Annotated in this window: 17 protein-coding genes; 6 read left to right on the forward strand and 11 right to left on the reverse strand. The window is 51.5% G+C overall.

What is annotated here, in order from left to right; all coding sequences use genetic code 11:
* Positions 1-330 precede the first annotated feature (330 nt).
* A complete protein-coding gene (locus QMG44_RS23810; protein ID WP_040018166.1) occupies positions 331-885 on the forward strand; it encodes a gamma carbonic anhydrase family protein in 555 nt (184 codons plus the stop codon).
* Here QMG44_RS23810 and QMG44_RS23815 read toward each other — a convergent pair.
* From QMG44_RS23815 to dprA, 6 genes are read right to left on the reverse strand one after another with little or no spacing between them, the layout of a single operon-like run.
* Entirely contained in the window at positions 861-1,109 is a 249-nt protein-coding gene (locus QMG44_RS23815; RefSeq protein ID WP_014171883.1) for a DUF1488 domain-containing protein, read from the reverse strand. The two genes, QMG44_RS23810 and QMG44_RS23815, sit on opposite strands and share 25 nt — an antisense overlap.
* Entirely contained in the window at positions 1,106-1,924 is an 819-nt protein-coding gene (gene aroE, locus QMG44_RS23820) for a shikimate dehydrogenase (RefSeq protein ID WP_086532950.1), read from the reverse strand. Before aroE ends, QMG44_RS23815 begins: the two co-directional genes overlap by 4 nt.
* Positions 1,925-1,928: 4 nt before the next feature.
* Positions 1,929-2,501, reverse strand: a complete 573-nt coding sequence (gene tsaC / locus QMG44_RS23825; RefSeq protein ID WP_086532951.1) for an L-threonylcarbamoyladenylate synthase type 1 TsaC — start codon at positions 2,499-2,501, stop codon at positions 1,929-1,931.
* Positions 2,491-3,048 carry a type I DNA topoisomerase gene (locus QMG44_RS23830; protein WP_086532952.1) on the reverse strand — a complete coding sequence of 186 codons (558 nt, stop codon included), beginning with the start codon at positions 3,046-3,048 and terminating at the stop codon, positions 2,491-2,493. The genes tsaC and QMG44_RS23830 overlap by 11 nt, the downstream gene beginning before the upstream one ends.
* 26 nt (positions 3,049-3,074) lie before the next feature.
* Positions 3,075-3,548 (reverse strand): DUF494 family protein Smg, encoded by a 474-nt coding sequence (smg, locus tag QMG44_RS23835; protein WP_014171887.1) that lies wholly within the window; start codon positions 3,546-3,548, stop codon positions 3,075-3,077.
* On the reverse strand, positions 3,520-4,644 hold the full coding sequence (dprA, locus tag QMG44_RS23840; protein ID WP_025202892.1) for a DNA-protecting protein DprA: 1,125 nt from the start codon (positions 4,642-4,644) through the stop codon (positions 3,520-3,522). The genes smg and dprA overlap by 29 nt, the downstream gene beginning before the upstream one ends.
* Before the next feature lie 128 nt (positions 4,645-4,772).
* On the opposite strand from dprA, the gene def reads away from it, so the two are divergent.
* The 5 genes from def (at position 4,773) to mscL (ending at position 9,553) form a co-directional block, all read left to right on the forward strand.
* Positions 4,773-5,282: a peptide deformylase gene (gene def, locus QMG44_RS23845; RefSeq protein ID WP_008503479.1), complete on the forward strand. Its 510-nt coding sequence runs from the start codon at positions 4,773-4,775 to the stop codon at positions 5,280-5,282.
* A gap of 25 nt (positions 5,283-5,307) precedes the next feature.
* Complete coding sequence (gene fmt, locus QMG44_RS23850) at positions 5,308-6,255, forward strand: methionyl-tRNA formyltransferase (RefSeq protein WP_025202891.1); 948 nt, start codon at positions 5,308-5,310, stop codon at positions 6,253-6,255.
* Between the two features lie 52 nt (positions 6,256-6,307).
* Positions 6,308-7,594 (forward strand): 16S rRNA (cytosine(967)-C(5))-methyltransferase RsmB, encoded by a 1,287-nt coding sequence (gene rsmB, locus QMG44_RS23855; protein WP_025202890.1) that lies wholly within the window; start codon positions 6,308-6,310, stop codon positions 7,592-7,594.
* 22 nt (positions 7,595-7,616) lie between these two features.
* Positions 7,617-8,993: a Trk system potassium transporter TrkA gene (gene trkA / locus QMG44_RS23860; protein ID WP_014171891.1), complete on the forward strand. Its 1,377-nt coding sequence runs from the start codon at positions 7,617-7,619 to the stop codon at positions 8,991-8,993.
* 146 nt (positions 8,994-9,139) lie between these two features.
* Positions 9,140-9,553, forward strand: coding sequence for a large-conductance mechanosensitive channel protein MscL (mscL, locus tag QMG44_RS23865; RefSeq protein WP_014171892.1), 414 nt, complete (start codon positions 9,140-9,142; stop codon positions 9,551-9,553).
* Here the strand turns inward: mscL and QMG44_RS23870 are convergent, their stop codons facing one another.
* The 5 genes from QMG44_RS23870 to QMG44_RS23890 form a co-directional block, all read right to left on the reverse strand.
* Positions 9,554-9,769, reverse strand: coding sequence for an alternative ribosome-rescue factor A (locus QMG44_RS23870; RefSeq protein WP_014171893.1), 216 nt, complete (start codon positions 9,767-9,769; stop codon positions 9,554-9,556).
* Positions 9,770-9,826: 57 nt separating this feature from the next.
* A complete protein-coding gene (zntR, locus tag QMG44_RS23875; protein WP_086532953.1) occupies positions 9,827-10,249 on the reverse strand; it encodes a Zn(2+)-responsive transcriptional regulator in 423 nt (140 codons plus the stop codon).
* A 2-nt stretch (positions 10,250-10,251) separates the two neighbouring features.
* Positions 10,252-10,620, reverse strand: coding sequence for a DUF1992 domain-containing protein (locus QMG44_RS23880; protein WP_014171895.1), 369 nt, complete (start codon positions 10,618-10,620; stop codon positions 10,252-10,254).
* Positions 10,621-10,727: 107 nt separating this feature from the next.
* Positions 10,728-11,114 carry a 50S ribosomal protein L17 gene (gene rplQ, locus QMG44_RS23885; RefSeq protein ID WP_086532954.1) on the reverse strand — a complete coding sequence of 129 codons (387 nt, stop codon included), beginning with the start codon at positions 11,112-11,114 and terminating at the stop codon, positions 10,728-10,730.
* 40 nt (positions 11,115-11,154) lie between these two features.
* Entirely contained in the window at positions 11,155-12,144 is a 990-nt protein-coding gene (locus QMG44_RS23890; protein WP_002919219.1) for a DNA-directed RNA polymerase subunit alpha, read from the reverse strand.
* Positions 12,145-12,152 lie beyond the last annotated feature (8 nt).

The following is a 12,152-nucleotide window of genomic DNA, read 5'->3' on the forward strand; positions in this document are numbered from 1 at the left end:
CAGTTGCGACGCGGCTTACAGCTCACCGTCGCGAGGTGGCGTATATTACGCTTTCCTCTTTCAGAGTCAACCCTGAAGTTCAGGATTTTTTCTCTTCAACCGACCGGGTTAACTGTGAAGTGATTCACATCCGCCGTGTCGATGGAGGCGCATTATAGGGATCCCAATTTTTAGCACAAGTACTTTTTGGATCTTTTTTTCCAACTGTCGATTTTCCGCGCTTTTCGCTGAAATCCCACCCAATATGCTTAAATATTGACGCTTTTTGCCTTGCCTCGATCCAATAATATGATCAAGTCTTCTATATAGTGCTCATCGTTCGAGGTAGATATGTCCGCAGTATTACGTCCTTATAAAGATCTTTTCCCCCAAAAAGGCGATCGCGTGATGATCGATGCCAGCAGCGTGGTCATCGGCGATGTTCGAATGGCCGATGACGTCAGTATCTGGCCGCTCGTCGCCATCCGGGGGGATGTAAACCATGTGACCATTGGTGCACGCACCAATATTCAGGACGGTAGCGTTCTGCACGTAACCCACAAATCCTCCTATAACCCCCAGGGCAATCCACTCATCATTGGAGAAGATGTCACCGTCGGCCATAAAGTGATGCTTCACGGCTGCACTATTGGTAATCGGGTTCTTGTTGGCATGGGGTCGATTTTGCTGGATGGCGTCATTGTAGAAGATGACGTGATGATTGGCGCAGGCAGCCTTGTTCCCCAGAACAAAAGACTGGAGAGCGGCTATCTCTATTTGGGAAGCCCGGTAAAACAGATCCGCCCCCTGAAGGAGGCAGAGATCGAAGGATTAAAATACTCGGCGAATAACTACGTTAAATGGAAGAATGACTATCTGAGTCAGGATACCCAGACCCAACCCTGATCGTCTTCCTGCTGATCGCGGATTAAATCGCTGGCTTCCTCTTCAAGATCCCAGCGATTTTCACAAAACACCTCTAACGGGTCTGAACCACCAAAGCGACGCAACAGCGTTTCCCCACGAATGGCACAGGTAAGTTGCATTCCATGCACCAGCACCGGGAAACAGACCGCCTGTTTACTCTCGTCCCAGCTTTCCCTGTCCGGAAAATGAATTGCCTGATTCACGCCGTGAGCTCCCTTTTCAGCTTTTCAATGACCGGTTCGACCAAAGGCAATACACCGTGCCAGAGCAGCACCGCGTGTGCCGCCTGCCCCACCAGCATTCCCAGCCCATCGGCTACGTGTTTTCCGCCGTGCTGTTCACACCAGTCCAAAAAAGGTGTCTTCCCTTTCTGATAGAACATGTCGTAGAAGTAAATATGGGCACTTACCAGCGAAGCAGGGATCGCCGGCACGTCACCACCGATACCGCTGGAGGTGGCGTTGATGATCAGATCAAACTCACGATCGGCAAGTTCATCCAGGGCGACCGCGCTCACGCTGCCGGTATGTGCGAACAACGCAGCCAGCGTTTCTGCCCGCGAGAAGGTCCTGTTTGTAATGGTCACCGCGCAATCCAGTGACAGCAGAGGCAGCAATACTCCCCGTGACGCTCCGCCCGCACCAATCAGCAGAACCCTGAAACCAGGCTTAATAAACGAGAGCCTTTCCAGATCGCTTAGTAAACCAATTCCGTCAGTGTTATCTCCCAGCAGGCGTCCATCCTCAAGCCGTTTTAAGGTATTCACTGCACCCGCAAGGGAAGCACGCTCGGTGAGTTCATCCGCACGTTCGAAGGCTTCCTCTTTAAACGGTACCGTTACATTCGCACCTTTGCCACCCGCGTTGAAGAAACCCTCCAGCGCAGGAATAAATGCATCAACGGGTGCCAGCACGCGGCCATAGGGATGATTTATTTGCAGTTGCTCGGCAAACAGTTGATGGATTAACGGTGACTTGCTGTGTGCTATCGGATTACCAAAAACAGCATAGGTTTCCATTGGATTACCCCTGGCGAAAACGTTCGCCGGTCAAGGCGTCGCGGATTTCAGACGGATTGAGGCGCCCTCCCGTCTCACCGACGGCAACCGGGAAATCATTCCCAAACTGCGCCCGTACTTCATCGGTTGTACGGCAAGGTGGCTGCCCGGTCAGATTCGCGCTGGTTGAGACCAGTGGTTTCCCAAAGGCCAGGCAAAGCTCGACCACCATCGGATGGTCCGTCACGCGCACTGCGAGGGAATCAAAGCGCCCGGTCAACCAGCGCGGCGTTGTCGGCTTCGCCGGGAAAACAAAGGTCACGGGGCCGGGCCATGCTGAGAAAATAGTCTCCCGCTGCTCCGGCGTTAGCATGGAATCATCGATATAAGGCTTAAGCTGCTCATAGTTAGCAGCGATTAAAATAAGCCCTTTTTCGACTGGCCTCTGTTTAAGTGTGAGCAGTCGGCCAACGGCCGTTTCGCTGTCAGGATCGCAACCGACCCCAAAAACAGCTTCAGTTGGATAGGCGATGACTTCTTCATTTTTCAGGACATCCACCGCATGAGCAATAGAGCCTGATGGCAGGTTATTCTTCACTGTTTTGATCCGCCGGAACCGGCTTTCCACATTGTTTACTGGCGCAGAAGCGTTTCAAACCTTGCGCCGTTTTTTTCTCTATAAGTAGCGGATAATTGCAATGAGAGCAGATACCCGCTACCGGTTTGAAATTGATAACAAACTGACATTCAGGATAGCGATCGCAGGAATGAAAGGTCTTACCAAAACGAGAACGGCGCTGCACGAGCTGTCCACGCTGGCATTGAGGACAGGCAATAGCCGTTTCATCAGGTTTATCAATTTGTTCTGTATGTTCACATTCAGGATAGTGGCTACAGCCAATAAACATGCCGAAACGACCCTGACGTAGCGCTAACTCGCCGCCGCAAAGAGGGCAAAGCTGCCCCTCCAGAATTTTGACGATATGTCCATCCGCCTGGCTTTTCAGGGGACGGACATAATCACATTCCGGATAGTGGGAACAACCGAGAAACGGGCCGTGTTTCCCGGACCGAATAACAAGTTCAGCCCCGCACTGCGGGCAGGGCTCATTTTTATGCACCGTGAATAGTGCTGATTTGGCCATAACAACTCTTGGTGCTGCACATTGAATTAATGCAGCATACCTTCATTCACTTCAAAGAGTAATTCTTCCATTTGCTGATAGGCATTTTCACAGCCTGGAATATTAAACAGAACCATCAGAATGACCCACTTGAGGTCTTCCAGTTCGAAATCTGCCGTATCCAGCGCCATAACGCGCTCTATCACCATCTCTCTCGTTTCGAGGTTTAGCACCTGAATCTGCTCAAGGAATAAAATGAATCCCCGGCAGCTCGCGTCCAGCCTTTCACACTCTTCAGCTGTGTAGATGCGCACAGACAATGGGTCAGAAGCTAACTGCATCGGTTCGGCGAGGCCTTCCTGATAATCAGCCAGTTTTTCCAGCCACATCAACGCATTATAGATATCTTCCCGCTCAAACCCCGCATCGGTAAGATCCTGTGTCAATTTGTCCTGATCCACTCGCATTTCTGCTTCGTTATGGATGTAAGTCTCAAACAAATACATCAGTACGTCGAACATGGCTTGCCCTCCTTAATCGGACATAGCCGCCGGGTACAGCTGCGATCCATCCTGCTAACTCCAGTTCGAGTAGCTGTGCTACCGTAACTGGCACAGGTTGGCCGGCACGTTCAGCGACAACGTCAACAGGTGTTACCTCATCTCCTACGTTAGCCAGGAGCTTGGGAAATGGCAATGCCACCTTTCCCTGATCTGATGAATAATGTCGCTTTTCGGGATCTTCCTGCAGCCATTGCAATCCATATTGCAAATTTTCAAGAATGTCTCTGACTTCCGTTACCGGTGTTGCACCCTGCTTTATCAGCCAGTGTGGCCCTTCGCAGCCCGGGTTACCAATTGGGCCGGGTAAGGCAAACACGTCTCGCCCCTGCTCAAGCGCGCACCGTGCGGTAACAAGCGAACCGCTGCGTACCGCTGCTTCAACCACGAACACCCCCTGACTTAGCCCGCTGATAATTCGATTACGCCGGGGAAAGTGTCCCGGCCGGGGCTGCGCTGATAGCGGAAACTCAGACACTATCGCGCCACCAGAATCGATAAGCCGCGCAGCCAGCGCCTGATGCCGACGAGGATAAATACTAAAGAGACCGTTACCCAGCACCGCAACGCTACGCCCTTTTGCCGATAGCGCAGCGTTGTGGGCGACACCGTCAATACCGCAGGCCAGCCCGCTGGTGATCGTTAAACCACTTTGAGAAAGCTGTTCACAGAGAATTTTTCCCCATCGCTCGCCGTACCATGACGGCGCGCGGCTGCCAACAACCGCCAGTTGAACTGCATTCAATACATTAGGGTTGCCTTTAACAAAGACTGCGCCTGGATAATCCGGGATCGTCCGGAGTAAGGGGGGATAAAGGGGATGATCCGCCGTGATCAGATAGTTACCCGGCTGCTCAAGCCAGAGCAGGCTACTTTCCAGCTCACTTTCTCTGAACGCAAAGAACCATGCAGCCTGTTTGACAGACAGACCGGCGTCTCTGACAACGGGACCATCAATGGTTGTCTGGTTGTGCAATCGTGCTGCCGCTTCCAGCATCACATCGCCATAAAGAGAACCGGTGTGTATTAACCGTAGCCATAACTCAGTCGACGTCATCCTTTCCCCTGCCATAAGCGGCCTCCGCAATCATTGCGATTGGTCACTGATGCTGTCAATCGATGGGGGTTTTGTCTAGAATAGGAGACAATATTCTTATCAACTCCTGAACACGACTCTGGAAATTTATGGCAGTTTTGCAAGTGTTACATATTCCGGACGAGCGCCTTCGCATCGTCGCTGAACCGGTAAAAGAAGTGAATGCAGAAATTCAGCGTATCGTTGATGATATGTTCGATACCATGTACGCCGAAGAAGGTATTGGTCTTGCGGCCACTCAGGTCGACATTCACAAGCGTATCATCGTGATCGACGTATCTGAAAATCGCGATGGCCGCCTGGTGTTAATCAATCCTGAGCTGCTCGAGAAGAGTGGCGAAACAGGTATTGAGGAAGGTTGTCTGTCTATTCCGGAACAGCGTGCTTTAGTGCCGCGTGCCGAAAAAGTGAAAATTCGCGCCCTGGATCGTGACGGCAATCCGTTCGAACTGGAAGCTGACGACCTGCTGGCGATCTGTATTCAGCATGAGATGGATCATCTGGTCGGTAAACTGTTTATCGATTATCTCTCGCCGCTGAAGCAGCAACGCATTCGTCAGAAAGTAGAGAAACTGGATCGTTTGCGTTCTCGCGCATAACGTCCCCCCGGATACAAGGATCATCGTGTCTAAATCACTACGTATTATCTTCGCGGGAACCCCTGATTTTGCAGCGCGTCATCTTGACGCGCTGTTATCTTCTGGCCACCAGGTTATTGGCGTGTTTACCCAACCGGATCGCCCGGCTGGCCGTGGTAAAAAACTGATGCCAGGTCCTGTTAAGGTGCTGGCAGAAGAGCATGGGTTACCTGTTTTCCAGCCAGCATCCTTGCGCCCTCAGGAAAACCAGCAGCTTGTCGCTGACCTGAATGCCGATGTAATGGTGGTGGTGGCTTACGGTTTAATTCTGCCAAAAGCTGTGCTTGATATGCCTCGCCTGGGTTGCATTAACGTGCATGGTTCTCTGCTTCCACGCTGGCGTGGGGCAGCACCTATTCAGCGCTCTTTATGGGCGGGTGATGCTGAAACGGGCGTCACAATCATGAAGATGGATGTAGGTTTAGACACCGGTGACATGCTTTATAAACTGGCCTGCCCCATTACGGCCGAGGATACCAGTGCCACCTTGTATGACAAGCTGGCAGAGCTTGGCCCGCAAGGGCTGATTGAAACCCTCCAGCAGATTGCGAATAATACGGCGAAACCTGAAGTTCAGGATGAAGCGCTGGTCACTTACGCTGAAAAACTGAGTAAAGAAGAAGCCCGGATTGACTGGTCTCTGTCAGCGGCTCAACTTGAACGCTGCATTCGCGCCTTTAATCCATGGCCGATGAGCTGGATGGTTATCGATGAGCAGCCGGTGAAAGTCTGGAAAGCCTCCCTTATTGACGGTCACACAACGGCTGAGCCCGGTACGATTATCGACGCCAGCAAGAACGGTATTCAGGTAGCTACCGCACAAGGGATCCTGAATCTGGAATCGCTACAACCTGCGGGTAAGAAGGCGATGAGCGCACAGGATTTGTTAAATTCTCGTCGCGAATGGTTTATCCCGGGCAATCGCCTTGCCTGACCTCATTTAATTTTAGCGCCCGGTGTTTCCGGGCATTTTTATTTTTACGGTTATGAAAAAACAAAATTTACGCAGTATGGCGGCTCAGGCCGTTGAGCAGGTTGTCGAGCAGGGCCAGTCATTGAGCAATATCCTGCCAGCTTTGCAGCAAAAAGTGTCCGACAAAGACAAAGCCCTGCTTCAGGAGCTCTGTTTTGGCGTCCTGCGCACGCTTTCTCAGCTCGAGTGGCTGGTTAATAAGCTGATGTCACGTCCAATGACCGGCAAGCAGCGCACCGTGCATTATTTGATTATGGTTGGCTTCTATCAGCTTCTTCACACGCGTATCCCGCCTCATGCCGCACTGGCTGAGACAGTGGAAGGTGCCGTTGTGATTAAACGTCCTATGCTGAAAGGGTTGATTAATGGCGTTCTGCGCCAGTTCCAGCGACAGCAGGAAGAACTTCTGGCTGAGTTCGGGCAAAGTGAAGCACGTTATCTGCATCCTGACTGGCTCCTGAATCGCCTTAAAAAAGCCTGGCCAGAGCAGTGGCAGGCAATTGCCGACGCGAATAATCAGCGTCCGCCGATGTGGTTACGCGTCAACCGTAATCACCATACGCGCGACGCCTGGCTGGCTTTACTGGAAGAGGCTGGAATGAGCGGCTTCACACATGAAGCATATCCTGACGCTGTGCGTTTAGCCTCTCCTGCGCCGGTACATGCTTTACCCGGTTTTGATGAAGGCTGGGTGACCGTACAAGATGCTTCCGCGCAGGGCTGCATGGCCTGGCTGGAACCTAAAAACGGCGAGCACATCCTCGATCTCTGCGCCGCGCCAGGCGGTAAGACGACGCATATTCTGGAAGTGGCCCCTCAGGCAAACGTCATGGCCGTGGATGTCGATGAGCAGCGTCTTTCACGCGTCTATGACAACCTTAAGCGCCTGGGAATGAAAGCGCAGGTTAAGCAAGGCGATGGCCGCAAACCCGCAGAATGGTGTGGTGAAACGCAATTCGATCGCATCTTGCTGGATGCTCCCTGCTCAGCAACCGGCGTTATTCGTCGCCACCCGGATATCAAGTGGTTGCGTCGCGATCGCGATATCAAGGAACTGACTCAACTGCAATCCGATATTCTTGATGCCATTTGGCCACACCTGAAGCCAGGAGGCACGTTGGTCTATGCGACCTGTTCGGTCCTTCCGGAAGAAAACAGCCAACAGATTGCAGCCTTCCTTAAACGTACCCCGGATGCAGTGCTACACGACACGGGCACGCCTGAACGCCCAGGCCTGCAGAATCTGCCGGCCGCTGAAGAAGGTGATGGCTTCTTTTACGCTAAGCTAATCAAAGAGTGATGTTGAGAACAGGTCACGAGATATGAAGATAATCATTCTGGGTGCCGGACAGGTTGGTGGGACGCTGGCTGAAAACCTTGTTGGCGAAAATAATGACATCACGATTGTCGATACCAATGGCGATCGGCTGCGTGTTTTACAGGACAAATTTGACCTTCGCGTCGTGCAAGGTCATGGCTCGCACCCGCGTGTCCTGCGTGAAGCGGGCGCCGACGATGCTGACATGCTGGTTGCGGTGACCAGTTCTGACGAAACCAACATGGTGGCATGTCAGGTGGCCTATTCGCTGTTCAACACGCCGAACCGGATCGCGCGCATCCGCTCCCCGGACTATGTCCGGGATGCAGAGAAGCTGTTTAATTCCGAAGCGGTTCCTATCGACCATCTTATCGCCCCAGAACAGCTGGTTATCGACAATATCTACCGCCTGATCGAATATCCTGGTGCGCTGCAGGTGGTGAACTTCGCCGAAGGTAAAGTGAGCCTGGCGGTCGTTAAGGCCTATTACGGCGGCCCATTGATCGGTAATGCGCTCTCCACCATGCGTGAGCATATGCCGCATATTGATACCCGCGTTGCAGCCATTTTCCGCCATGACAGGCCAATTCGCCCACAGGGTTCAACCATAGTCGAGGCAGGTGATGAAGTCTTCTTCATCGCGGCATCTCAGCATATTCGCGCGGTAATGAGCGAACTGCAGCGTCTCGAAAAACCGTATAAACGCATTATGCTCGTTGGCGGTGGTAATATCGGCGCGGGTCTCGCGCACCGGCTGGAAAAAGACTACAGCGTGAAGCTGATCGAGCGCGATCAACAGCGCGCGGCTGAGCTGGCTGAAAAGCTGCAAAACACCATCGTGTTTTATGGCGATGCCTCTGATCAAGAGCTGCTGGCAGAAGAGCATATTGATCAAGTTGATCTGTTTATTGCCGTTACTAACGACGACGAGGCGAACATTATGTCCGCCATGCTCGCCAAACGTATGGGGGCAAAAAAGGTCATGGTGCTTATTCAACGCCGCGCCTACGTTGACCTCGTGCAGGGAAGCGTTATTGATATCGCGATATCACCACAGCAAGCAACCATTTCAGCCCTGCTGAGCCATGTTCGTAAAGCGGATATTGTTGGCGTATCCTCCCTTCGCCGCGGTGTGGCTGAAGCCATTGAGGCCGTTGCTCATGGTGATGAAACCACATCACGCGTTGTGGGCCGCGCTATCGATGAAATTAAACTGCCACCGGGAACAATTATTGGTGCCGTGGTGCGTGGAAACGACGTAATGATTGCTAATGATAATTTACGTATCGAGCAAGGCGACCACGTCATTATGTTCCTTACCGATAAAAAGTTTATTACCGACGTCGAACGTTTATTCCAGCCAAGTCCATTCTTCCTGTAATCAATCAGGTGCTTATAAAAGAGCACCTGATTATTAACCCTCTTATTCCCATGCCTTTTATTTTTCATAACGATTAATTATCCCCAATGGAAATTAACTAATCATTTGTTAAACTTATAATCGTCAGTTGGCTCAAGGAGAAGAAAATGAGTTTAGTTAAAGAATTTCGCGAATTTGCGATGCGCGGGAATGTGGTGGATCTGGCAGTGGGTGTCATTATCGGTGCAGCGTTCGGTAAGATCGTTTCATCACTGGTAGCCGACATTATTATGCCTCCCCTCGGGCTGTTAATCGGGGGCATTGATTTTAAACAGTTTGCCGTGACGCTTCGGGATGCACAGGGTGATGTCCCTGCCGTTGTTATGCATTATGGCGTTTTCATTCAGAACATATTTGATTTCGTGATCGTGGCGTTCGCCATTTTTATGGCTATCAAGCTTATCAATAAGCTTAACCGTAAAAAGGCTGAAGAACCGGCTGCGCCGCCTGCCCCGACAAAAGAAGAAGTGTTATTGACTGAAATTCGCGATCTTTTGAAAGAGCAAAATAACCGCTCTTAATCAGACGTTGAAAAAAGGAAGGCCAGTGGTAAAAAAGCGATTCGCTTGCTTGCCACTGGCCTCCCAGTTACCCCGTTTTGCATGTTTCCCTTTTCGTAAATAACTCCCTTTTCCTTTTTTATTCTTCTCAATACGCTGCCTGAAAAGCGGGTCGTGGAGCAGTGCCTCAATGGCATTGTCCTGAATTTGCCCTTTCGTATGCTGATAGCGGCTCATAATTTCTCCTGAGCATGGTGTATGTCGAGGGGAGTCTAGTCCCGGATGAAGTAAAAATCAACTGCCCTGGGTTCCACTGGCCCCCTGTTCAAGGGCTTCAAGAATTGAACAATAAATACTGCTATGGGCTGTACCGCAGCAGGCGTCATTCAACCGTTGCAGAGAACGCTGCATGCTCTGCAGTTCCTGTATACGCGCTTCAACTTCATCAAGCCTCGCCTGTACGATGCTCTTCGACTCCTGGCAAGTATGGTGTTCAGGATCGATGCGGATCGAAAGTAACTCGCGGATCGAGTCCAGCGTGAAACCAAGCTGGCGAGCGTAGCGGATAAACCGTAAGCGCTGCAGGTCATGATCGGTATAGAGTCGAAATCCACCTTCAGTACGAACCTCGTGATCAATCATCTGCTGCTTTTCGTAATAGCGGATAGTGTCCGGCGTTACGTTAGCAAGCCTGGCAAGTTCACCGATACGGTACATGGTTATTCCTCATTTATTTTCTGCATTAGCCTGTCACTGTACTCACCGTGCAAAAAGTCTGTGCTCATTCCAGCCTGACGCATTTTGAGTTCGATGAGAGCCAGTCGACGGCTAATTTCACGGTGGCTGGGATCATCCTTGCGAATCCCTTTCAGCAGGTCAGCCAGTTGCATGGCCTCTTTACGCTGCTCCAGTTCCGGTGGTAAACAACCGGCATTTTTGAGTAAGCGATATCCGGCCCGTAATTCAGGGGCAACATGCGAATCATCATCAAGCACTAACGGCTCGCCGCGTCCCGCAAGGTTATCAAATTCGCCTTTTCGCTGAGCATCGCTGATATGGCGTTCTGCCCACTGGTCGAGCAACCACATGAATAACTCCAGAGGATGAACAGAAAAGATACAGATATTGTAGAGAAGTGGGGATTCAGCGGATATAAAAAAACCCGCCGAAGCGGGTTTTTTTACGTTACTACAGATTACTCTGTAGCAGCTTCTGCTTTAGATTCTGAACGATCAACCAGCTCGATGTAAGCCATCGGAGCGTTGTCGCCTGCACGGAAGCCACACTTCAGAATACGAGTGTAACCACCGGCACGGCTCGCGAAACGCGGACCCAGTTCGTTAAACAGTTTTGCCACGATCTCGTTATCACGAGTACGGGCGAATGCCAGACGACGATTTGCAACGCTGTCAGTCTTGGCAAGAGTAATCAGCGGCTCAACTACGCGACGCAGCTCTTTCGCTTTAGGCAGGGTCGTCTTGATGATTTCATGACGAACCAGTGAACCTGCCATGTTGCGGAACATAGCCTGGCGATGGCTGCTGTTGCGGTTCAGTTGACGACCACTCTTACGATGGCGCATGACCTTATCCTTCTCAGTAAAACCTTAACCTGTGATCCGGTTACTCGTCAGCAATGCTTGCTGGTGGCCAGTTTTCCAGGCGCATGCCCAGAGACAGACCACGTGAAGCCAGCACGTCTTTAATCTCGGTAAGAGATTTTTTACCCAGGTTCGGCGTTTTCAGCAACTCAACCTCGGTACGCTGTACCAGATCACCGATATAGTGGATAGCTTCTGCCTTGAGGCAGTTAGCAGAGCGGACAGTCAATTCGAGATCGTCAACAGGGCGCAGCAGGATCGGATCGAATTCTGGTTTCTCTTCTTTCACTTCCGGCTGACGAACATCACGTAAGTCAACGAAAGCTTCCAGTTGTTCTGCCAGGATGGTTGCCGCACGACGAATCGCCTCTTCAGGATCGATTGTGCCGTTGGTTTCCATTTCGATGACCAGCTTGTCCAGGTCGGTACGCTGTTCTACACGCGCTGCTTCAACATTGTAGGCAATACGCTCTACAGGGCTGTAGCATGCGTCGACCAGCAGACGGCCGATTGGGCGCTCATCTTCTTCCGAATGAATTCGGGCAGAAGCCGGCACATAACCACGACCGCGCTGAACTTTGATACGCATGCTAATCGCTGCGTTCTCATCGGTCAGGTGGCAGATCACGTGCTGCGGCTTGACGATTTCAACATCACCGTCGTGGGTGATGTCGGCTGCAGTCACAGGGCCAATGCCAGATTTATTCAGAGTAAGAATAACTTCATCTTTACCCTGAACTCTCACCGCCAGCCCTTTCAGGTTGAGCAGGATTTCAAGGATATCTTCCTGAACGCCTTCTTTGGTGCTGTACTCATGAAGTACACCATCAATCTCAACCTCGGTCACCGCGCAACCCGGCATCGATGAGAGCAGAATACGGCGCAGTGCGTTACCCAGAGTATGGCCAAAGCCACGCTCTAAAGGCTCAAGGGTCACCTTGGCGTGCGTCGAACTCACTTGCTCGATATCTACCAGGCGCGGTTTTAGAAACTCTGTCACAGAACCCTGCATTGTGTCCT

The organism is Enterobacter sp. 200527-13, from assembly GCF_027924865.1.
Classification (GTDB): Bacteria; Pseudomonadota; Gammaproteobacteria; order Enterobacterales; family Enterobacteriaceae; genus Enterobacter; species Enterobacter ludwigii.

Bases quoted from the DNA above. Each gene is read 5' to 3' on its own strand.
- QMG44_RS23830 (WP_086532952.1), bottom strand. From the start codon at position 3,048: ATGGCCAAATCAGCACTATTCACGGTGCATAAAAATGAGCCCTGCCCG.
- mscL (WP_014171892.1), top strand. From the start codon at position 9,140: ATGAGTTTAGTTAAAGAATTTCGCGAATTTGCGATGCGCGGGAATGTG.
- QMG44_RS23870 (WP_014171893.1), bottom strand. From the start codon at position 9,769: ATGAGCCGCTATCAGCATACGAAAGGGCAAATTCAGGACAATGCCATT.
- zntR (WP_086532953.1), bottom strand. From the start codon at position 10,249: ATGTACCGTATCGGTGAACTTGCCAGGCTTGCTAACGTAACGCCGGAC.
- QMG44_RS23890 (WP_002919219.1), bottom strand. From the start codon at position 12,144: ATGCAGGGTTCTGTGACAGAGTTTCTAAAACCGCGCCTGGTAGATATC.
- QMG44_RS23880 (WP_014171895.1), bottom strand. From the start codon at position 10,620: ATGTGGTTGCTCGACCAGTGGGCAGAACGCCATATCAGCGATGCTCAG.
- rsmB (WP_025202890.1), top strand. From the start codon at position 6,308: ATGAAAAAACAAAATTTACGCAGTATGGCGGCTCAGGCCGTTGAGCAG.
- dprA (WP_025202892.1), bottom strand. From the start codon at position 4,644: ATGACGTCGACTGAGTTATGGCTACGGTTAATACACACCGGTTCTCTT.
- trkA (WP_014171891.1), top strand. From the start codon at position 7,617: ATGAAGATAATCATTCTGGGTGCCGGACAGGTTGGTGGGACGCTGGCT.
- aroE (WP_086532950.1), bottom strand. From the start codon at position 1,924: ATGGAAACCTATGCTGTTTTTGGTAATCCGATAGCACACAGCAAGTCA.
- QMG44_RS23810 (WP_040018166.1), top strand. From the start codon at position 331: ATGTCCGCAGTATTACGTCCTTATAAAGATCTTTTCCCCCAAAAAGGC.
- smg (WP_014171887.1), bottom strand. From the start codon at position 3,548: ATGTTCGACGTACTGATGTATTTGTTTGAGACTTACATCCATAACGAA.
- def (WP_008503479.1), top strand. From the start codon at position 4,773: ATGGCAGTTTTGCAAGTGTTACATATTCCGGACGAGCGCCTTCGCATC.
- rplQ (WP_086532954.1), bottom strand. From the start codon at position 11,114: ATGCGCCATCGTAAGAGTGGTCGTCAACTGAACCGCAACAGCAGCCAT.